Consider the following 21,336-nt stretch of genomic DNA (forward strand, 5'->3'; position numbering starts at 1 on the left):
GACGAGTGCCGGGCCAGACAAAAGCGATGAGTCGACAAGGAGACGTGTCATGACCGGAATCTGCGAGGGGCGGGTCGTGATCGTCACCGGCGCCGGCCGCGGTCTCGGCCGCGCCCACGCCCTCGCGTTCGCCGCCGAGGGCGCGCGGGTCGTCGTCAACGACCTCGGCGTCGGCCTGGACGGCACACCGGGCCCCGACAGCCCGGCCGGCCAGGTCGCCGACGAGATCCGCGCGGCGGGCGGCGAGGCCGTCGCGCACGGCGGCGACATCGCCACGACCGACGGTGCCGCCGCACTGATCCGGACCGCGCTGGAGACGTACGGCAGGCTCGACACCCTCGTCAACAATGCGGGCTTCCTGCGCGACCGGATGCTGGTCAACCTGGAGGAGGACGACTGGGACGCCGTCGTACGCGTCCACCTCAAGGGTCACTTCCTGCCGCTGAAGCATGCCGCCGCGCACTGGCGTGCCGAGGCCAAGGCGGGCCGGCTGCCCGACGCGCGGATCGTCAGCACCAGTAGCGGCGCGGGCCTGCTCGGCTCGGTCGGGCAGGGCAACTACAGCGCGGCGAAGGCGGGAATCGTCGGGCTGACGCTGGTCGCCGCCGCGGAGCTGCGGCGGTACGGCGTCCAGGCCAACGCGATCGCCCCGGCGGCCCGGACCCGGATGACGGAGCGTGCCTTCGCCGAGACCATGGCGGCGCCGGGCGCCGGCTTCGACGCGATGGCCCCGGAGAACGTCTCGCCGCTGGTGGTCTGGCTGGGCTCCGCGGGCAGCGCGGGGGTGACCGGGCGGGTCTTCGAGGCGGAGGGCGGCAGGATCACGGTCATGGAGGGCTGGCGGCCGGGACCGACGGCAGACAAGGGGGCCCGGTGGGACGCGGGGGAGGTGGGGGAGACGGTGCTGAAGCTGCTGGCGCGGGCGGAGAGGCCGGGGGCGGCGTACGGCGGGTAGATCAGCGCCCTGATATGCGGCTCCGCCACGATGGGGGCGATGGACCGACCTGCCGGCGGAGCAGCTACGTATCGCACTCCAGCACCGTCCGGCACAAGGAACACCGCGCCCGCATCCGCCCCCGCACCGGCACCCTGATCCGCTGGTGGCAGGTCGGGCAGGGGAACGTGACGCGGAGGTGGCCGCCGCCGTCGGGGCTGAAGGTGTAGGGGACGCCGGCTTGGGGGCCGTGGGCGTGGCGGCGGTCGCGGGCGTAGCGGCGGCGGCCCGCCCAGCCGGCGGCCGTCAGCGGGGGCTGTTCCTCGTCGCGGCGGGCCTGGACCATGCCCTTGGTGTACGCCGTGTAGGCCTGCGGACTGGTGAACCACACCGACGGGTCCTCGCCGAAGACCAGGGAGCGCTTGGCGAGGACGTAGCCGAATTCCTCCGGTGTCAGATAGCCGAGCTTCTGCGACGACGCGGCGTCCTCCCGGTAGGCGTCCAGAAGGAGCCAGCCGGCGCCCAGATACGTCGTCGCGGTGTCGGTGAGGATCTCGTTGTCACGGGTACCGGGGAAGGACAGGTCGAGGCGGTGCAGATAGACGTGCATGATCTCGTGGGCGAGGGCCGCGCCGATGTCCCGCCGGTGGGTGCGGAAACGGTCGTTCAGCTCGATGAAGTACTCCGGTCCCGCGGCGAGTTCGACGTTCGCGGCGTGCTTCATCTCGCGGAAGCTGACGATCACCCGGGCGTCCGGGAGCCGGTAGTGCCGTACCAGCTCCCGGGCCACCCGCTGGGCGCCCAGATACAGGTCGTCGGTGTCGCAGAACGCCACGTCGACGGGGGCCACACTGGTCGCGAACGTCTGGATGGTGTCGTACGACAGCCGCTTGTAGAGCGCGGTGATCGACTCCCGCACCGTCTCCAGGTGTGGGTAGCCGTGCTCGACCGGTCCGTCGTTCGCCACGCCCGTACCCCCAAGACGCCCTGACCCGATTCCACTCTACGAGGGTATGGGCGGGTTTCGCGGGTCGGCCATCGCCGGAGCCCGGCTTCCGCCGAGGTCCCTCGAACTCCACCAACCCACACGTCACCCGACGGCGGCGGCCATTGAAGCCGTTGATCCACGCAAACCAGCGCCTCCAGCCCGACAGCTCCAGGCAGACGTCCCCGGCACCGCGGACCATGACGGTACCCCGGTACAGCCCGGAGGCGCCCTCCCCGGCCGGCGGCTCGAAGGCCACACCGTCCACGCCCGGACTGCGCGCCGCCGTCCGCCGCGTGGCCGGCTGCAGCCCCAAGGACTACCTGCTCGGCATCCGCCTGGGCCGCGCCAAGGAACTCCTCGCCGTCACCGAACTGCCCGTCGCCGCCGTCGCCCGGCGCGTCGGCTACGACGACCCCGCCTACTTCTCCCGCCTGTTCACCCGCCGCGTCGGCATGGCCCCCATCCGCTTCCGCGCCCAGGAGGGCCGCGTCATCCCCGACAGCCGGAGCGACCGCATCCCCGACCCCGACACCCCGCACACGCCCTAGCCAGCGCCCCAACCGGCAAGGTTCGCCCCGTCGCCCGGCACGTCCTTTCGCCGCGGGCAAACGCCGCCTGCCGGGGCACCAGCGACAACCCGCACTCTTTCCCCGCGCGCGGTGATCAGCAGCCCGGGCGCCCCGTAGGGTTTCGGCCATGACCACCAGCAACACCTCGACCGGTGACGTCGACCCCGCCGTCCGCGAGGAACTCGCCCGGCTGCGCGACAGCATCGACAACATCGACGCGGCCGTCGTCCACATGCTCGCCGAACGCTTCAAATGCACCCAGCGGGTCGGCCACCTCAAAGCCGCCCACCAGCTGCCGCCCGCCGACGCCGCCCGCGAGGCCCGGCAGATCGCCCGGCTGCGCGCGCTCGCCGAAAGCGCCAAGCTCGACCCCGCCTTTGCTGAAAAGTTCCTCAATTTCATCATCGCCGAAGTGATCAGGCACCACGAGATCATCGCCGAGGACACCGTGAACGGCTCTACACCGGCGGCCAATTGACCTCGTCCCATGCTCTCCGGGGCGTGACAGGCGGGCCCACGAGAGGCATGCTGCCCTGTGCACTCCTTGTCAGCTGACGAGCACGCCCCGTCAGTACCCGGACATAAGCTGATTGTCCACGCGGGAGGGAGGACGCCGGGCCATGCCGTCGGAATCCAGGATCCTCATCGTCGACGATCACAAGGACACGCTGTACGCACTGGAGAGCACCCTGGCGCCGCTCGGCTACCTGCTGGCCCGCGCCACCAGCGGCGACGAGGCACTCAAGCAGGTGCTCCGCGGCCGGGTCGGCCTCCTCCTGCTCGATGTGCGCATGCCCGGCGTCAGCGGCCTCGACGTGGTCCGCTACATGCGGCGCGTGGAACAGACCCAGCACATCCCCGTCATCCTGCTCACCGGCTTCGGCGCCGACCAGGAACTGACCTCCACCGCCTTCGGACTCGGCGTCGCCGACCTCGTCATGAAACCCGTCGACCCCTGGGCCCTGCGCACCAAGGTCCGCTACCTGTACGACGCCCACCAGCGCCACCTCGCCCTCGAACGGGAGGTCCGCGAACTGCGCGCCCTCGTCCGGAACCACCCCCCACGGCCCGCCCTACCCCACCCCGACGCCCGCGTACCGAACCAGCGGCCCCCGGGAACCCAGACCGAAAAACTGGAACAGGGCCGGACATAGGGTGCGTTACCGATCTGGGCCTGTGCGTTGTCAGTGCCATCAGGCAGCATGGCCTGCATGTCCGTACTCACGCGCGACGAAGCGCAGACCCGTGCCCAGCTCCTCGACGTCCACCGCTACACGATCGAACTCGACCTGACGACCGGCGACGAGAGCTTCGACTCCCGTACCGTCATCCGGTTCACCGTGCGCGGAGACCAGGCGGCCGCGGACACCTTCGTCGAGCTCAAGCCCGCGGAGCTGCGCTCCGCCACGCTGGACGGACAGCACCTCGACCCGCAGACCCTCGACGACAACCGCCTCCCGCTGAAGGGCCTCACCCCGGGCGAGCACGAACTGCGCCTCGACGCCGCCATGCGCTACTCCCGCACCGGCGAGGGCATGCACCGCTTCACCGACCCCACCGACGGTGAAACCTACCTCTACACCCAGCTGTTCATGGAGGACGTCCAGCGCGTCTTCGCCGCCTTCGACCAGCCCGACCTCAAGGCCGTCTTCGACCTCACCGTCACCGCCCCCCAAGGCTGGACCGTCCTCGCCAACAGCATCACCGAACACCTCGGCGAAGGCCGCTGGCAGGCCGCACCCACCCCCCTGATCTCCACCTACCTCGTCGCCGTCGCCGCCGGCCCCTGGTACTCCGTACGCACCGAACACCGCGGCCTGCCCTTCGGCCTGCACTGCCGCCGCTCCCTCGCGCCCCACCTCGACACCGACGCCGAAGAACTCTTCGAGGTCACACGCGCGTGCTACGACCGCTACCACGAGAAGTTCGACGAGCCCTACCCCTTCGACTCCTACGACCAGGCGTTCGTCCCCGAGTTCAACGCCGGCGCCATGGAAAACCCCGGACTGGTCACCTTCCGCGACGAATTCGTCTTCCGCTCCGCGGTCACCGACACCGAGCGGCAGACCCGCGCCATGGTCATCGCCCACGAGATGGCCCACATGTGGTTCGGCGACCTCGTCACCCTCAAGTGGTGGGACGACATCTGGCTCAACGAGTCCTTCGCCGAGTACATGGGCTACCAGACCCTCACCGAAGTCAGCCTTGGGGGGTCCAAAGGGACTCCCCCCGGAAAGTGGGGCGGCGACACCTGGGTGGAGTTCGGCGTCACCCGCAAAGCCTGGGGCTACGACGCCGACCAGCGCCCCTCCACCCACCCCGTCGCCCCCGAAGCCGTCGACGACACCGCCTCCGCCCTGCTCAACTTCGACGGCATCTCCTACGCCAAGGGCGCCTCCGCACTACGCCAACTCGTCGCCTGGCTCGGCGAGAAGGACTTCCTCGCCGGCATCAACACCCACTTCGCCCGCCACAAGTTCGGCAACGCCACCCTCGCCGACTTCATCGACTCCCTCGCCACCACCACCGAACGCGACGTCCACGCCTGGGCCGACACCTGGCTGCGCACCACCGGCGTCGACAAGCTCACCGCCTCGGTCGAGACCCACCCCGAAGGGTGGACCGTCGCTCTCGACCACGACGGCAGCCGCCCGCACCGCATCACCATCGGCGTCTACGACCGCGATCTCAGCGACGGCCGCGCACTCGTCCTGCGTGAACGCTACGAGACGGACATCCCGCAGGACCCGTCCCCCGAGCCCTGCTCCGGTCACCGCCCCGCCCTCGTGGTCCCCAACGACCTGGACCTCACCTACGCGAAGACCCGCCTCGACGAGGAATCCCTGCAGACCGCCCTGCGCAGCCTGTCCGGCATCCCCGATCCACTCACCCGCGCGGTCGTGTGGAACGGCCTGCGGGACATGATCCGGGACGGCGACCTCGCCCCGGGCGACTACCTCGCCGCGGCCGGCACCCACCTCCCCGAGGAAACCGACCTCGCGATCGTCCAGGGCGTCCTCGCCTTCGCTTCGGAACAGATCGCCGACCGCTACGTACAGCCCGAGGAGCGGCCCTCCGCGCTGGCCGCCCTCCGCGGCCTCTGCCGCGACCTGATGCGCCGCACCGAGGACGGCGACAACCCCGGCCTGCGCCTGATCGCCGTACGCCACTTCATCGACGTCGCCGCCCATCCCGACACCATCGCCGCCTGGCTCGCCGACGGCACCGTGCCCGGCGGCCCCGAACTCGACCCCGAGCTGCGCTGGCGCGTCCTGGCCCGCCTCGCCGTCCTCGGCGCCACCGACGAGGCGGCCATCGCCGCCGAATTGGAAGCCGACCCCAGCGCCACCGGCCAGGAAGGCGCCGCCCGGTGCCGGGCCGCCCTGCCCGACCCGGAGGCCAAGCACACAGCCTGGGAGGCGATGTTCACCACCGACGACCTCTCCAATTACCTCTTCAAGGCGACCGCCCAAGGCTTCTGGCAGCCCGAACAGGCCGATCTGGTACGGGAGTACGTGCCGCGCTACTACGCGGACGCGGTCACTGTGGCCGCCCGCCGCGGCCCCGCCATCGCCGAAGCCGCCGGCCGCTGGGCCTTCCCCGTCCACGCCGTCGACGCCGGCACCCTCCACCTCGGCGAGACCTGCCTGCGCGACGGCGACCCCATCCCCGCCCTGCGCCGCAAGCTGGTCGACCAACTCGACGACCTGGCACGGGCCTTGTGCGTCCGGGAGGCCTGAGGGCGACGACACAGCGCGCCGCTCGCCCCATTCGGTGCATTCGATGCAATCGATGCGGTGAACGCGGTAAATGCGGTGGACGCGGTCGGGCTGATCGCCGTTCCCAGCTCGACCGGGACCGGATGATCAGCCCGAGGCGAAACCCGTGACCGCAAAGCGGGCCCGGCCGCAAGTCCGACACCCCCAACACATTTTCCCCGCACGGAAGTACCCCCATTCGGGTTCCGATCGTTGGGCTTTTCGGGCGCCACCACGCAACCGCGTACAAGCTGGAACCCCCTCTGCCCGGCGCCCGGAGGACACCCATGAGCACGCTGCCGCCCCAAGGACCCGAGGGCCCTCACGCCCTGCGGCGACTGCTCGACACCGTCCTCGACGCGCTCCACACCGGCGAGCGGGCACGAAGCGGCCCACTGCCCGCGGGAGGCCCGGAGGCGGTCGCCGCGCGCGTGCGGGACGCGGTGGGTGACGTACTGCCCGACGCAGGCGACCCGGAAGCCCTGCGCGTCCTCGTGCACGCCGTCGCCGAAGGCGCCGCCGACCCCGCGCACCCACTGTGCGCGGCCCACCTCCACTGCCCACCCCTCGCAGTCGCCACCGCGGCCGACCTCGCCGCATCGGCCCTCAACCCGTCCCTCGACTCCTGGGACCAGGCCCCGGCCGCCTCAGAACTGGAAACACTGGTCACACGGGCACTCGCGGCGGAGATCTACCCGGCCGAGCCGGCAGAACACGCCGCCACCACCGACGCCCTCCCCACGACCGCCGCCGCGGAAGCCCTCCCCACGACCGCCGCCCCGGCCGCCCCCGCCGACGACCCCGCCGCCCCCGCCGACGCCCCGGCCGCCCCCGCCGCCGCCCCGGCCGCCCCCGCCGACGACCCCGCCGCCCCCGCCGCCGCCCCGGCCGCCCCCGCCAGCGCCCTCATCACCACCGGCGGAACGGAATCCAACCAACTCGCCCTCCTCCTCGCCCGCGAAGCACACGGCACGAGCCTGCGGCTGGTCGTCGGCGCCAACGCGCACCACTCGCTGCCCCGCGCCGCCTGGCTGCTCGGCCTCCCCGACCCCGTCGTCGTACCCGCGCCCACCGGCACCCTCGACCCCGCCGCCCTCGACCGAGCCCTCGCCGCGCTCCCCGGCCCGATCCTCGTAGCCGCCACCGCAGGCACCACCGACGCCGGACTCATCGACCCCCTCCCCGACATCGCCGCACTCTGCCGAACCCACCGCGCACGACTCCACATCGACGCGGCCTACGGCGGCCCCCTCCTCTTCAGCCACCAGCACCGCGCGAAACTCACCGGACTGACAGCCGCCGACACCGTCACCCTCGACCTGCACAAACTCGGCTGGCAGCCGGTCGCCGCCGGACTCCTCGCCGTCAAGGACACCCGCGACCTGGCCGCGCTGCACCACCACGCCGACTACCTCAACGCCGCCGACGACACCGAAGCCGGCCTCCCCGACCTGCTCGGCCGCGCCCTGCGTACCACCCGCCGCCCCGACGCCCTCAAAATCGCCGTCACCCTCAAAACCCTCGGCCGGAGAGGACTCGGCGAACTCGTCGATCAAGTCTGCGACCACGCCCACGAGTTCGCCACGCTCGTACACGATCATCCCGGATTCGAGCTCTACGACACACCCACCATCAGCACCGTCCTGTTCCGGCCCACCGCGGCCGGCGACGACACCGTCGCCGCCATACGCCGACAACTCCTCACCGACGGCCGCGCCGTCCTCGGCCGGGCACACCTCGCCGGCCGACTCTGGCTCAAAGCGACCCTCCTCAACCCCGTCACCCGGCCAGACGACCTCGCCGGACTCCTGAAACTCGTGGAAGGAACCACCCCCCGATGACCAACCCCCCACACCACGAGGCCGACACCCCCCGCGACCTCGTCGGCATCGGCATCGGCCCCTTCAACCTCTCCCTCGCCGCCCTCGCCGACCCCCTGGCCGAACTCGACACCGTCTTCTACGACCAGCGCCCCACCTTCGCCTGGCACCCCGGCCTGCTCATCGAAGGCGCCACCATCCAAGTCCCCTTCCTCGCCGACCTGGTCACCCTCGCCGACCCCGCCAGCCCCTGGACCTTCCTCAACTACCTCAAGGCCCGCGACAGGCTCTTCCCCTTCTACTTCGCCGAGCGCTTCCACATCCAGCGCACCGAATACGACGCCTACTGCCGCTGGGTCGCCGAAAACCTCCCCGCACTCCACTTCGGCCACCAGGTCGACGCCGTCCGCTTCAACCCCGAACGCGACGTCTTCGAAGTCGACTTCACCCAACTCGGCACCGACGGCGAAGCCGAATCCCTCGGCCGCACCTATACCCGCAACATCGTCCTCGGCATCGGCACCGAACCCCACATCCCCGAACCACTCAAACCCCTCGTCGAAGCACCCGCCGTCCCCGTCATCCACGCCGCCGACTACGCCGGCCACCGCGACACCCTGCTCGCCGCCGCACACGTCACCGTCATCGGATCAGGACAATCCGGCGCCGAAATCTTCCTCGACCTGCTCCGCCACCGCCCCGCCGGCCGCGAACAACTCCACTGGCTCGGCCGCACCGAAGCCTTCGCACCCATGGAGTACTCCAAACTCGGCCTCGAACACTTCACCCCCGACTACACCCGCTACTTCCACGCCCTCGCCGAACCCGTCCGCGACCGCCTCATCACCTCCCAATGGCAGCTCCACAAAGGCATCGACAGCGACACCATCGCCGCCATCCACGACGAGCTCTACCGCCGCACCCTGCACGGCGGCTGGCCCGACGCCGTCCTCACCCCAGGCGTCCGCGTCCGCACCGCAGGACGCGTCGCCACCACCAAAATCGAACTGCACCTCGAACACACCCAGCAGAACACCCGCTCCCGCCTCACTACCGACGCCGTCGTCCTCGCCACCGGCTACCGCGAACGCCCCCTCGACCGCATCCTCGCCGGCCTCGACCCCTACATGCGCCGCGACAGCCGCGAACGCCCCCGCATCGACCAACAGTTCCGCCTCGTCCTCGACCCCACCGTCGCCGGCTCCGGCTGCCACATCTACGTCCAGAACGCCGAACAGCACACCCACGGCGTGGGCACCCCCGACCTCGGCCTCGCCGCCTGGCGCAGCGCCACCATCCTCAACTGCCTCACCGGCAAGGACACCTACCCCCTCCCACGCCGCACCGCCTTCACCACCTTCGGCCTCGAACCCCAACCCCAACCCCACATCCCAGCCACCCGCCGGCCCCGCCCCCTCACCCCCCTCCTCGACGGACGCTGACACGACAACGGCGCCGGAGCGAACGCCCCGACGCCGTTGACCCGAACCCCTCGCCCTAGAACACAGGCGTACCGTCCCGCGTCAGCCTCCAGTCCACCGACGCAAAGTCCTTCGGATCCAGCACACCCTTCGCCGTCACCCACTCCGCGATCCGCGTACGGATCTCCGTCGACTCCGACCACACCTCCTGCGCCGATGCCACATGCGGGAACGCACCCCCGCCATTCGCCCGGTAGTTGTTCACCGCGAACACAAACCCCTGGGCATCATCCAGCGCCGCACCGCCGTACATCACATTCTTGATCCGCGAACCCGCCGCCTGCGCGACATCGATCTCGTACGACAACCCCGACACGTAGTCGTAGTTGTAATCCGGGCGGCCACCCGCGTTCGTCAGCTTCTCCACATCGACCGCGGCACCCGCCGCCGTCTGCACGAAATACTCCGCCGAATACTCCAGATACGCCTTGATCTGCGCACCCGTCATCAACTTCGCGACCAGCGTGTTGTCATACACATACAGACCCGACAGATCCCGGATCGTCACATCCCCGGCCGGAATCTCCGACGTCCGCGAAAACGGCGACGCCTGCGCGATCACCGGAAGCGACGCATACTCCGAACCCGCCAACGCCGCCCTGACCACGTCCTCCTGCACCTTTGTGATCAGATCGATGATCGGGGCGTCCTTATAGCGGGCATCCACCGTCGTCAGCGTCTCCGTGGCCGTACCGACGACCTGGTTGACGTACTCGACCACGATGTCGTGATCGTCCTTCAGCAGCTTCGTGATCCTCGGATCGTCGGCGACCGTCTTCGAATCGCGCACCGTCGCGGTCACCCCCTCGACCCTCCAGCGGCCCTTCTCGAAGACCAACTCGAAGTCGAACAACGACAACCGCTCCGCAAAACACAGCGGCTCCGACAACACCACCGTCTTGCCGGTCTTCTCATTCGTGACCAGCAGCTCCGCGATCTCCGTATGCGCATGACCCACCAGGATCGCGTCGATACCCGGCACCTGCTGGGCCACCAGCGCCGACGAGTTCTCGACATACGGCAGCTGATCACCGTACGACGACGTACCCGACGAACCCGAGTGCGCCGACACGACCACCACATCCGCGCCCATCGACCGCAGCCTCGGCACCCACTTCGCCGCCTGCTCCTCCAGACCCGGGAACGTCAGCTTCCCCTCGACATACGCCTTGTCCCAGATCGCGATACCAGGATTCGTCAGCCCCAGCACGGCGACCTTCACCGGCGGAGCGCCCGGCACACGGAACTTCTTGATGAAGTACGGCGGGAAAGCGGGCCGGAGAGTCTTCGCGTCCAGCGCGTTCGCACCCAGCAGCGGGAAGTCGCACTGCTCCTCGAACTTCCGCAGCGTCTCGATGCCGTAGTTGAACTCATGATTGCCCAGCGCCACCGCGTCATACCCGATCGCGTTCATCGCCGCCGCCATCGGATGAATCGGACCGCCCTCGGCGGTGATCGGGTCCACCTTCGCGTAGTAGTACGTCAGCGGAGTTCCCTGGATCGTGTCGCCCGCATCCAGCAACAGCGTATTGCGGCGCCCCTTCTCCTCCCGGACCTGGTTCACCAGCGTCGAAATCCGGGCCAGACCCTGCGCATTGCCCCTGGCGTCCGAGTACTCCGCGTTCTTGAAATAGTCCCAGTTGAAGATGTGCCCGTGCAGATCCGTCGTGCCCATCACCGTCAGGGAATACCGCTTCGCCGGCTTCCGCCCCTTCTTCACCTCCGCGGCCTGAGCCGCCGGAGCCGCCGCCGCACCGGCGATCGCAACCCCCGCCCCGGTCACGGCGGACTTCTGCAGGAACTTCCGACGGTTCAGCGGCATCTCTGGACACTCCTCGGGCCTCGGTCAACGGCGCGCGCAGACCGACGACGGTCACAACGCGCGTAGATTCTGACCCGCACATGCCCAGCAGCAACAGGTCCCTCAGGTTTCGATCTGATGACCCGACCCACGAACTCGCCCACCCCGTAAGCGAGTAAGGCATGACAGAGTGGGGCGTATGACCACACCACCCACCGACGAACCCCACCCCGCCGTCCCCTACGGCACCCCCGACGCCCCCCGCATCGCCGTCCGCGGCGAAGCCCGCCTCGAAGTCGACCCCGAAATCGCCCGCATCGTCGTCACCGTCACCACCCGCGGCAAAGACCGCCGCACCGCCCTCGACGACCTCACCCGCCGCAACACCACCACCCTCGACCTCATCAAGAGCTACGGCGACGCAGTCGAACGCCTCGAAACCGGTGCCTTCTCCATCAGCCCCGAACTCAAGGAAAAAGGCCGCGGCGAACGCATCCACGCCTACCACGGCCGCGTCCACATCACCGCCGAACTCACCGACTTCACCGCCCTCGGCGAACTCACCACCCGCCTCGCCGACCAAGAACTCACCCGCGTCGACGGCCCCACATGGGCCCTCCGCCCCAACTCACCCGCCCACCGCCAAGCCCGCCAACAGGCCGTGAAGGAAGCCGTCCAGCGGGCCAAGGAGTACGCCGAAGCCCTCGGCACCTCACTCGCCGCCCTCGTCGAACTAGCCGACATCGGCGCCGAAAACACCGAGCGCTACGCCACCGCAGGCAACGCCCGCATGCGCTCCGCAGCCTTCGCCGCCGAAGACGCCGCCGCCCCCCTCGACCTCGAACCTCAACGCCAACACGTCTACGCCCAGGTCAATGCACGCTTCACCATGGCGCCGCCCCGCCTGTGACCCGCGTACGGAATGCTCATCAGAGCACCCCTCCGCACAATTCAACACTTGTCAACAGCCCTTTGCTTAAAGGTTGTTGAGTAGTCACCCAAGACCAAATCTCTACCCGCCGGTAAGCTCTAGGCTCGAAACATGCGCCGAGCAAAAATCGTCTGCACCCTGGGCCCCGCAACCGACTCATACGACCAGATCAAGGCACTGGTCGAAGCCGGAATGGACGTCGCCCGATTCAACCTCAGCCACGGCAGCTACGCCGACCACGAGGAGCGCTACCAGCACGTCCGCAAGGCCTCCGACGAGACCGGCCGCAGCGTCGGCATCCTCGCCGACCTTCAAGGCCCGAAGATCCGACTCGGCCGCTTCACCGAAGGCCCCGTACTCCTTGAACGCGGCGACACCTTCACCATCACCGTCGAAGAACACGCTCAGGGTGACCAGCAACAGTGCGGCACCACGTACGCCGGCCTCGCCACCGACGTCACCATCGGTGAGCGCATCCTCGTCGACGACGGCAAGGTCTGCCTGGAGGTCACCGGGGTCGACGGCCCCCGCGTCCACACCACGGTCGTCGAAGGCGGCATGGTCTCCGACAACAAGGGCCTCAACCTTCCCGGCGTCGCCGTCTCCGTCCCCGCCCTCTCCGACAAGGACGAAGCCGACCTCCGCTGGGCCCTGCGCACGGGCTTCGACGTCATCGCCCTCTCCTTCGTCCGCAGCGGCCGCGACATCGACGACGTCCACCGCATCATGGACGAAGAAGGCCGCCGCCTCCCCGTGATCGCCAAGGTCGAGAAGCCGCAAGCCGTCGACGCCGTCGACGACATCGTCGCCGCCTTCGACGGCATCATGGTCGCGCGCGGTGACCTCGGCGTGGAAATGCCGCTGGAGCAGGTCCCCATCGTCCAAAAGCGCGCCATCAAACTCGCCAAGCGCAACGCCAAGCCGGTCATCGTCGCGACCCAGATGCTCGACTCGATGATCGACAACTCCCGCCCGACCCGCGCCGAGGCGAGCGACGTCGCCAACGCGGTCATCGACGGCACGGACGCGGTCATGCTGTCCGGCGAAACCAGCGTCGGCAAGTACCCGATCGAGACAGTCCGCACGATGGCGAAGATCGTCGAAGCCGCCGAGGAGGACATCCTGGCCAAGGGCCTCCCCCCACTGACCGAACGCAACAAGCCCCGCACACAAGGCGGTGCGGTGGCCCGTGCGGCAGCGGAGATGGGCGACTTCCTCGGCGCGAAGTTCCTCGTCGCCTTCACCCAGTCCGGAGACACGGCCCGCCGCCTGTCCCGCTACCGCTCCCCGATCCCCCTGCTCGCCTTCACACCGGAGCCGGCGACGCGGTCCCAGCTGAACCTGACGTGGGGCGTGGAGACGTTCCTCGGCCCGCACGTCGACTCCACGGACGCGATGGTCGACCAGGTGGACGAGCTCCTCCTGAAGTACGGCCGCTGCGAACAGGGCGACATCGTCGTCATCACCGCGGGTTCCCCACCCGGCGTCTCAGGCTCGACGAACCTCGTCCGGGTGCATCACATCGGCGAGGACGACAAGTAGGCGGCTCGGTGTTCAGTACTTGGGGCCAATGTGGGCGTCCATCAGGGCTACGGAGGCTTTGCGGGCGACCGAGATGTTGTACGGGTTGCCGTTCCGGGTGCAGTGCGTCCACTCGATGCCGAGTTTGTCGAGGGTGTCGGTGTAGAGCTGCCGGATGTCGTCGGAGACGTTGGTGAAGAAGTACCGGGGGTATTCGTAGCGCTTGCGCTCACCGGCGACGATTCGGGTCGTCCAGTTGGTGATGCGGCAGCCGTCGGAGTGGATGAGGCCGCGGATGAATTCCCAGCGGTGGGCGTCGACGATTTCCTGCTGCCAGGGTTCGAGTGCGATGCGGCGGTCGTGCTTCTTGCCGGGGCCGTGCTGGGGGAACATGCAGATCCAGTGCTTGGTGTACGACTTCACCTCGACGCAGCCCGGTTTGTAGCGCTGCGTCACGCTAGGCAGGGGCATCACCCTGCGCATGGCGTCCTCGGCGGCGGCGATCAGGCCCGTCTGCGTGGCGTTGCAGAAGACGGACAAGTGGTGCTGCTTGCGCTTCGAGATGATGTGACCGTCGCCGAGGTAGAGGCCCAGGAGGTAGGCGTACGCGGCTCGGTCGAAGTCGAGGCCTGTGCACTGGGGGCAGTCCGTGGGCTGCTCGTAGGTTTCGCCTCGTAGCCTGCGATCTTCGCTGCGCCACCAGCCGACGGTCCCCCGCGGAACGTTGAGGCGAGCTGCGACTATGCGATTCGGGATGCCTTGGCGCATGAGTGCGACAGCTTGTGCTCGAATCGAAGGGTTGTGTTGCTCCATGTGGCCACACTCGGTGAACGATCGCGACGACACGCAGCGAAAAGCGGATGTTCACGAGAACGTGGACACCCGCTTCTGGTCAGAAGTGCCGGGTGCGGGATTCGAACCCGCACGTCCTTTCGGACAGATGTGTTTGAGACATCAGCGTCTGCCATTCCGCCAACCCGGCTGGTGACCCCTGAGGAGTGTACCGGGTGACCAAGCCGACCTGCAGCTAGGTAGGCTCTTGGGAGCAGCACCCCTGCCCTGAACAAGGAGCCCCCGTGACCGCCCCCGAGTCGCCCCAGCCCGTAGACGCGCCCGACGACGACAAGTCGCACGTGCCTCCGCTGACGACCCGTGTCGTCATTGCCGAGGATGAGGCACTGATCCGGCTCGACCTGAAAGAGATGCTGGAGGAGGAGGGGTACAGCGTCGTCGGTGAGGCCGGTGACGGTGAGCAGGCCGTGGAGCTGGCCCGGGAGCACCAGCCGGATCTCGTGATCCTCGATGTGAAGATGCCGAAGCTCGACGGGATCTCCGCGGCCGAGAAGATCGCCGAAGAGCGCATCGCGCCCGTCCTCATGCTGACCGCCTTCTCGCAGCGCGACCTCGTCGAGCGTGCTCGTGATGCCGGTGCCATGGCTTACCTCGTGAAGCCGTTCAGTAAGAGTGACGTCGTGCCCGCGATCGAGATGGCCGTCTCCCGGTTCACGGAGTTGAAGGAGCTGGAGAAGGAGGTCGCGGATCTCTCCCAGCGGCTTGAGACTCGGAAGCTGGTCGATCGGGCGAAGTCGATCCTTCAGACCGAGTACGGGCTGACTGAGCCGGCCGCTTTCCGGTGGATTCAGAAGACGTCGATGGATCGCCGGATGTCGATGCAGCAGGTTGCCGAGGCGGTCATTCAGGACGCTGAGGAGAAGAAGGGCAACGGCAAGGGCTGAGCCCGGTCACTGGACGCGACGACGATGCCCGCGCCCCCTGCGACAGGGGGCGCGGGCATCGTCGTACTGGCGCGATGACCTCAGTCCTCGCCGAGGTATGCCTTCCGGACGGATTCGTCGTGCAGCAGGTCCTGTCCCGTGCCGGACAGGACGATCTTGCCGACCTCCATGACGTGGCCGTGATCCGCCAGGGAAAGTGCCGCCTGGGCGTTCTGTTCGATGAGCAGGATGGTGGTGCCCTGGGACTTGAGTTCTTTGATGGTCGCCATGATCTTCTGCATCATGATCGGCGACAGGCCCATGGACGGTTCGTCCAGCATCAGCAGTTTCGGTTGCGACATCAGCGCGCGCCCCATGGCGAGCATCTGCTGTTCGCCGCCTGAGAGGGTGCCGGCGGCCTGCTTGCGGCGTTCTCCGAGGATGGGGAAGAGGTCGTAGGCGCGCTGGATGTCCTTTTCGATGCCTTCTTTGTCGTTGCGGAGGAAGGCGCCGAGGCGGAGGTTGTCCTCGATCGTCATGCGGGGGAAGATGCGGCGGCCTTCGGGGGAGTGGGCCAGTCCCATGGAGACGATTTTGTGGGCGGGTGTTTTGTGCAGGGGTTTGCCGTCGAACGTGATCCGTCCGGAGAGTGGCTGGAGGAGTCCGGAGAGGGTGCGCAGGGTGGTGGTTTTGCCGGCGCCGTTGGTGCCGATGAGGGTGACGACTTCGCCCGCGTTGACCTTGAAGGTGATGCCTTTGACGGCTTCGATTTTGCCGTAGGCGACCCTGAGGTTGTCGACTTCGAGCAGTGCGGTCACTGGTCGTCCCCTTCCGAAGACGTGGTGCTGTGTGCTTCGGCGGCTTCGACTTCGGCGGCTTCTTCGGAGCCTGGGGCGCCGTCGAAGGGGGTGCCGAGGTAGGCGGCGATGACGCGTTCGTCTGCTTGGACGACTTCGGCGGGTCCTTCGACGATTTTTTCGCCTTGGACGAGCACGGCGACTCGGTCGCAGAGGTTCATGATGAACCGGATGTCGTGTTCGATGACGAGGACGGCGATGCCTTTGTCGCGGATGGCGAAGACGAGTTCTTCGGTGGCGCGGGTTTCCTGCGGGTTCATGCCGGCTGTGGGCTCGTCGAGGAGGAGCAGGCCGGGTTCGCTTGCGAGCGCGCGGGCGATTTCGAGCTTGCGCTGTTCGCCGTAGGGCAGGTTGCGGGCGAGGTGGTCGGCTTTGGCGGCGAGGCCGATGAACTCGAGGAGTTCCATGGCTCGTTCGCGGGATGCTGCTTCGGCCTTGCTGAAGCTCGGCAGGCGCAGCAGTGCCGACCACAGGCCTTCCTTCGTCCGTGTGTGTCGTCCGACGAGCACGTTTTCCAGGACGGTCATGTTGGCGAAGAGCCGGATGTTCTGGAAGGTGCGGGCGATGCCGGCCTGGGTGACGAGGTGTGGTTTGGGCGGTAGGACGGTGCCTTTGTAGGTGACCTTGCCGTCAGTGGGGACGTACAGGCCGGTGAGGCAGTTGAAGAAGGTGGTTTTGCCGGCGCCGTTGGGGCCGATGAGTCCGACGATTTCGCCGCTGTTGACGGTGAGGTCGACGGAGCGTACGGCGGTGAGGCCGCCGAACCGCATGGTGACGCCGGTGGCGTCGAGGACGGTGCTGGTGATGGTTGTGGTCATGTGGTTCACGCCCCTGCCTTGGCGACGCCGGTGGCACCGTCGGGCAGGGCGGTGCCCTCGGGTACATCGAGTTGTCCGGTTTCGTGGAACTCGAGTTGCTTCCTGCGGTCGGCGACGAGGCCTTCGGGGCGGAAGCGCATCAGGAGCATGAGGGCGAAGCCGAAGAGGAGCAGTTGGTATTCGGCCATGAACTGGAGTTTGGCCGGGATGAGGTAGAGCAGTGCGGCGCCGATGAGGGGGCCGCTGATGGTGCCCATGCCGCCGAGGATGACGGCGGCGAGCAGGAAGGCCGAGTTGGGCGGTACGGAGCCGGCGAACTGGTACTGCTCGGGGGTGACGCTGTATGAGACGTGGGACTGGACGGTGCCGGCGAGTCCGGCGAGGGAGGCGCCGAGGGCGAAGGCGAGGAGCTTGAGGCGGAAGCCGTTGATGCCCATGGCGGTGGCGGCGGTTTCGTCTTCGCGGATGGCGACCCAGGCACGGCCGATGCGGGATTCCGCGGAGCGGCGGAAGACCATGACGACGATGGCTGTGAACAGCAGCATCAGCAGGTAGTAGTTGCCGGAGCGGGTCAGTTCGGTGCCCAGGACGTCGTGCGGTACTCCGAGGTTGAAGCCGAAGATCTCCAGGTCGGGGATGTTCGGGATGCCGTTGGAGCCGTTGGTGACGTCGGGTCCGCTGTTGCCGTTCAGGTTGTTCATGGTGATGCGGAAGATCTCACCGAAGCCGAGCGTGACGATGGCGAGGTAGTCGCCGCGCAGTCGCAGGGTGGGGGCGCCGATGACGACGCCGAAGATCAGTGAGGCGGCGGCGCCGGTGAGGACGGCGGCCCAGAACGGGAAGTGGACGCCGATCGTGGACTGTGGGGAGCCGGAGACCAGGGCTGCGGCGTAGGCGCCGACGCCGAGGAAGGCGACGTAGCCGAGGTCGAGGAGGCCGGCGAGGCCGACGACGACGTTGAGGCCCAGGGCGACGGTGGCGAAGATCAGGATGTTCGCGCCGATGAGCGCGAATTGGTCGTTGCTCTGGGTGAAGGGGAAGCAGATCGCGGCGGCGAAGGCGGCTGCGAGGGTGACGTTGCGGTGCTTGGCGGTGAGTGCTGAGAGCCGCTTGAGGAGTCCGGCGCGGTTGACGGCGGTGAATCCGAACCCGGCGATGATGAGGAAGCCGATGAAGAGTTCGGAGTATTCGGTGCCGATGCCGTAGGCGAATACGTAGAGGCCGGCGCCGAAGCCTGCGGCGATGATGAGGATCTCTGCCCAGGCGGGGAGTTCCTTGGCGCGTCCGGGTTCGGGGGCGCTGAGTGCGTGGCGGGCCTTGCCACCGAATTTGCGGATTTTGCCCCAGAGGTCGGGGGTGGGGTCGGCGGCGTCGTAGGGCTGGTCGTAGGGGAGGCCGAGGGCGCCGATGGTGGCGATGAGGGCGCCGATGCCGGAGACCCATGCGCCGGGTTCGAGGTTGACGAGGCCGCCGAGTTCATCGCTGATGGCGCCCATGGCGTAGCCGGTGGTGCCGAGGACGCCGAGGGCGAGCAGCAGGACGGGGCTGTTGGTGCCGCCGGGGGTGAGCCAGCCGAGTCCGCGGATGCCGTAGCCGGACAGGGCGAACAGCAGGGTGAGGGCGGACCCGATGAGGGTGAGGATCTGCAGGCCGCCGGGGTATCCGGTGACGGTGAGGTTGCCGGGGAATTCCTCGGTCCAGGTCCAGGCGAGGAAGGTGCCGGCGAGTGCCACGGCGGAGCCGAGGACGGTGGTGGCGCGGGCCAGGGCCGGGGGCAGCGGGATCAGTGGAGATGTGCCCGCCGAGGGCGACTTGGTGAGGTCCGTGGTGGTGTTGGTTGTCATGGGTATCACGCCCGATCCGCGACGCGTTCGCCGAGCAGGCCTTGTGGTCTGAACAGGAGGACGAGGATGAGCAGGGCGAATGCCCATACGTCCTTCCAGGCGCCGCCGCCGAAGAGTTCCATGCCGGGGATGTCGCCTATGTAGCCGGTGGCGAGGGACTCGGCGACGCCGAGGACGATGCCGCCGAGCATGGCGCCGTAGATGTTGCCGATGCCGCCGAGAACGGCGGCGGTGAAGGCTTTGAGGCCCATGAGGAAGCCCATGCGGAAGCCGACTTGGCCATTCTTGAGGCCGTAGGCGACTGCGGCGATGGCGGCGAACGCGGCGCCGATGGCGAAGGCCATGACGATGATGCGGTCGGTGTTGACGCCCATGAGCTTGGCGGTGTCGGGGTCCTGGGCGGTGGCCTGCATGCCGCGTCCGGAGCGGGTCTTTGTGACGAAGAATCCGAGGGCGACCATGCACAGTGGTGCGGCGATCAGGACGAAGAGGTCACCGCGCTGGATGTTGGCGCCGAAGACGTCGAAGGGGCCGCCCTCGAACTGAGGGAAGGGGCGGTCCTTCTTCGCGTCGGGGTACCACATCCATACGACCTGCTGGAGGACGATGGACAGGCCGATGGCGGTGATGAGGGGCGCCAGGCGTGGTGCGGTGCGCAGTGGTCGATAAGCGAAGCGTTCCGCCGCGGTGGCGAAGGCCACCGAGACAACGATGCCGCCGAGGATCATGAGGGGGACGGCGGCGCCGAGGGCGAAGCCCTCGGGAAGCCACAGCCAGACGGTGAGGGCCCCGAAGCCCCCGACCATGAAGATCTCGCCGTGGGCGAAGTTGATGAGCTGGACGATGCCGTAGACCATCGTGTAGCCGATCGCGATGAGTCCGTACATCGCGCCGAGGATGAGTCCATTGGCCAGCTGTTGCGGCAGTTCGTTCACCGCAGGGCCTCCGTGGGAGTGGTTCGGATATGGCGCCGCGCGGGAGCGCTGATGGGCGCTCCCGCGCGGCCTGGATCAATGTGTGATGAAGGAGTGCTCTCTACTCGTCCTCTGCTCAGAGCTTGGGCTCGCCGCTGAACTCCGCCGCCCAGGCGTTGTCCTTGACCTTGTACGCGGTCATCGTGTGGTTGGTGGTGTCACCGAACTCGTCGAAGGAGATGGTGCCGGTGACGCCGTCGAACTTGACGTCGGCCATGGCGTCCAGGACCGCCTTGCGGCCGTCGTCGGGGAGCTGGCCGTCGTTGCCCTCGACCGCCAGCTTGACGGCCTCGATGATGGACCAGGTGGCGTCGTAGGTGAGGCCGCCGTAGGCCTCGTAGGCGTCCTCGTAGCCTGCGGCCTCGTAGTCCTTGATGAAGGTCTGGGCGGAGTCGAGCTCTTCGACGGGCTCGCCCACGGAGGTGGCGAGGTCGCCTTCGGCCTTCTTGTTGAGCTTGGGGTATTCGCCGGAGTAGATGCCGTCGCCGCCCATGAGCGGGATGTTCTGGCCGCTGTCCTTGAGCTGCTGGCTCAGGGGTGCGGCGGCGGGGTACTCGCCGCCGTAGTAGAGGGCTTCGGCGCCGGTGTCCTTGATCTTGGCGACGACGGCGTTGAAGTCGCGGTCATCGGGGTTGATGTGGTCGTTGCCGACGATCTCGCCACCGAGTTTGGTGAAGTTCGTCTCGAAGGAGGCGGCGAGGCCCGCGCCGTAGGTCTTCTGGTCGTCGATCAGGTAGACCTTCTTGATCTTGGCCTGGTTGTAGAGGTAGTCCGCGGCGAAGGCGCCCTGGATCTCGTCGGTGGTGGCCGTGCGGAAGAAGGTGTCGAACTGGCGGACCGAGTCGCCGGTCTTCCAGCCGTCGCCCTGGGTGAGTTCGGTACCCGTGTTGGCGGGGGAGACCTGAGTGAGGCCGGCGTCGGCGAAGGGCTTCTGCATCTGCTGGGAGACGCTGGAGTTCAGCGGGCCGACGACGCCGAGGACCTCGTCGTTGCTGATGAACTTCTGGGCGTTCTGCTGGCCGACGGAGGGCTGGGCCTGGTCGTCGAGGGGTTCGATCTTGAACTCGACGCCGTCGACGTACTCTTCCTCGTTGGCCGTCTTCGCGGCCAGGTCGGCGGAGTTCTTGATGCCGAGACCGAGCGCTGAGAGGTCGCCGGTCAGCGGAGCGTCGACACCGATCACAACAGTGGTCTTGTCGCCGCTGCTGCTGTCGCTGTCGTCGTCACGCGACCCACAGGCGGTGAGTGTCAGCGATCCCGCCGCGAGTGCGGCGGTGAAAGCGATGATCGAACGTTGACGCACGAATCAGGTCCTTTCCCTGGCA

Annotated in this window: 17 protein-coding genes, 1 tRNA gene and 1 pseudogene; 10 read left to right on the top strand and 9 right to left on the bottom strand. The window is 68.2% G+C overall.

Translation table 11 applies throughout. The annotated features are described in order from the left end of the window. Positions 1-49 precede the first annotated feature (49 nt). On the top strand, positions 50-955 hold the full coding sequence (locus GFH49_RS08975; RefSeq protein ID WP_155055272.1) for an SDR family oxidoreductase: 906 nt from the start codon (positions 50-52) through the stop codon (positions 953-955). Between the two features lie 64 nt (positions 956-1,019). On the opposite strand, the gene GFH49_RS08980 is transcribed toward GFH49_RS08975, so the two are convergent. Further along, positions 1,020-1,901, bottom strand: coding sequence for a hypothetical protein (locus tag GFH49_RS08980; protein WP_155055273.1), 882 nt, complete (start codon positions 1,899-1,901; stop codon positions 1,020-1,022). Positions 1,902-2,194: 293 nt separating this feature from the next. Between GFH49_RS08980 and GFH49_RS08985 the strand changes: the two are divergent. The 6 genes and pseudogenes from GFH49_RS08985 to GFH49_RS09010 form a co-directional block, all read left to right on the top strand. Then, positions 2,195-2,470, top strand: a pseudogene (locus GFH49_RS08985) (helix-turn-helix transcriptional regulator); the annotation flags it as partial. 148 nt (positions 2,471-2,618) lie between these two features. Beyond that, on the top strand, positions 2,619-2,969 hold the full coding sequence (locus GFH49_RS08990) for a chorismate mutase (protein ID WP_155055274.1): 351 nt from the start codon (positions 2,619-2,621) through the stop codon (positions 2,967-2,969). Between the two features lie 142 nt (positions 2,970-3,111). After that, positions 3,112-3,645: a response regulator gene (locus GFH49_RS08995; RefSeq protein ID WP_155055275.1), complete on the top strand. Its 534-nt coding sequence runs from the start codon at positions 3,112-3,114 to the stop codon at positions 3,643-3,645. A 48-nt stretch (positions 3,646-3,693) separates the two neighbouring features. Next, positions 3,694-6,231, top strand: a complete 2,538-nt coding sequence (pepN, locus tag GFH49_RS09000; protein WP_155055276.1) for an aminopeptidase N — start codon at positions 3,694-3,696, stop codon at positions 6,229-6,231. 305 nt (positions 6,232-6,536) lie between these two features. Next, positions 6,537-8,090, top strand: coding sequence for a pyridoxal phosphate-dependent decarboxylase family protein (locus GFH49_RS09005; protein WP_155055277.1), 1,554 nt, complete (start codon positions 6,537-6,539; stop codon positions 8,088-8,090). After that, positions 8,087-9,511: a lysine N(6)-hydroxylase/L-ornithine N(5)-oxygenase family protein gene (locus GFH49_RS09010; RefSeq protein WP_155055278.1), complete on the top strand. Its 1,425-nt coding sequence runs from the start codon at positions 8,087-8,089 to the stop codon at positions 9,509-9,511. The genes GFH49_RS09005 and GFH49_RS09010 overlap by 4 nt, the downstream gene beginning before the upstream one ends. 55 nt (positions 9,512-9,566) lie before the next feature. Here GFH49_RS09010 and GFH49_RS09015 read toward each other — a convergent pair whose 3' ends face one another. After that, positions 9,567-11,372: a bifunctional metallophosphatase/5'-nucleotidase gene (locus GFH49_RS09015; RefSeq protein ID WP_155055279.1), complete on the bottom strand. Its 1,806-nt coding sequence runs from the start codon at positions 11,370-11,372 to the stop codon at positions 9,567-9,569. Between the two features lie 178 nt (positions 11,373-11,550). Here GFH49_RS09015 and GFH49_RS09020 point away from each other — a divergent pair, with 178 nt between their 5' ends. Together GFH49_RS09020 and pyk are read left to right on the top strand one after the other, a co-directional pair. Further along, the gene (locus tag GFH49_RS09020) at positions 11,551-12,261 is read left to right on the top strand and encodes an SIMPL domain-containing protein (protein WP_155055280.1); all 711 of its coding nucleotides are present in this window, start codon (positions 11,551-11,553) and stop codon (positions 12,259-12,261) included. Positions 12,262-12,393: 132 nt separating this feature from the next. Next, positions 12,394-13,824, top strand: a complete 1,431-nt coding sequence (pyk, locus tag GFH49_RS09025) for a pyruvate kinase (RefSeq protein WP_155055281.1) — start codon at positions 12,394-12,396, stop codon at positions 13,822-13,824. Positions 13,825-13,836: 12 nt separating this feature from the next. On the opposite strand, the gene GFH49_RS09030 is transcribed toward pyk, so the two are convergent. Both GFH49_RS09030 and GFH49_RS09035 read right to left on the bottom strand, forming a co-directional pair. Then, a complete protein-coding gene (locus tag GFH49_RS09030; RefSeq protein ID WP_155055282.1) occupies positions 13,837-14,616 on the bottom strand; it encodes a helix-turn-helix domain-containing protein in 780 nt (259 codons plus the stop codon). Between the two features lie 86 nt (positions 14,617-14,702). After that, positions 14,703-14,785 (bottom strand) — tRNA-Leu (locus tag GFH49_RS09035). A gap of 94 nt (positions 14,786-14,879) precedes the next feature. Here GFH49_RS09035 and GFH49_RS09040 point away from each other — a divergent pair. Beyond that, entirely contained in the window at positions 14,880-15,539 is a 660-nt protein-coding gene (locus GFH49_RS09040) for an ANTAR domain-containing response regulator (RefSeq protein WP_155055283.1), read from the top strand. Positions 15,540-15,619: 80 nt separating this feature from the next. On the opposite strand, the gene GFH49_RS09045 is transcribed toward GFH49_RS09040, so the two are convergent. From GFH49_RS09045 to GFH49_RS09065, 5 genes are all read right to left on the bottom strand, one after another. Next, on the bottom strand, positions 15,620-16,336 hold the full coding sequence (locus tag GFH49_RS09045) for an ABC transporter ATP-binding protein (RefSeq protein ID WP_155055284.1): 717 nt from the start codon (positions 16,334-16,336) through the stop codon (positions 15,620-15,622). Continuing rightward, the gene (locus GFH49_RS09050; protein ID WP_155055285.1) at positions 16,333-17,193 is read right to left on the bottom strand and encodes an ABC transporter ATP-binding protein; all 861 of its coding nucleotides are present in this window, start codon (positions 17,191-17,193) and stop codon (positions 16,333-16,335) included. Before GFH49_RS09050 ends, GFH49_RS09045 begins: the two co-directional genes overlap by 4 nt. 5 nt (positions 17,194-17,198) lie before the next feature. Beyond that, positions 17,199-19,037, bottom strand: a complete 1,839-nt coding sequence (locus GFH49_RS09055; RefSeq protein ID WP_155055286.1) for a branched-chain amino acid ABC transporter permease — start codon at positions 19,035-19,037, stop codon at positions 17,199-17,201. A 5-nt stretch (positions 19,038-19,042) separates the two neighbouring features. Beyond that, a complete protein-coding gene (locus tag GFH49_RS09060) occupies positions 19,043-19,972 on the bottom strand; it encodes a branched-chain amino acid ABC transporter permease (RefSeq protein ID WP_155055287.1) in 930 nt (309 codons plus the stop codon). Positions 19,973-20,087: 115 nt separating this feature from the next. Then, positions 20,088-21,314, bottom strand: coding sequence for a branched-chain amino acid ABC transporter substrate-binding protein (locus GFH49_RS09065; protein WP_155055288.1), 1,227 nt, complete (start codon positions 21,312-21,314; stop codon positions 20,088-20,090). Between the last annotated feature and the right edge of the window lie 22 nt (positions 21,315-21,336).

The organism is Streptomyces blattellae, assembly GCF_009709555.1.
Lineage (GTDB): Bacteria > Actinomycetota > Actinomycetes > Streptomycetales > Streptomycetaceae > Streptomyces > Streptomyces blattellae.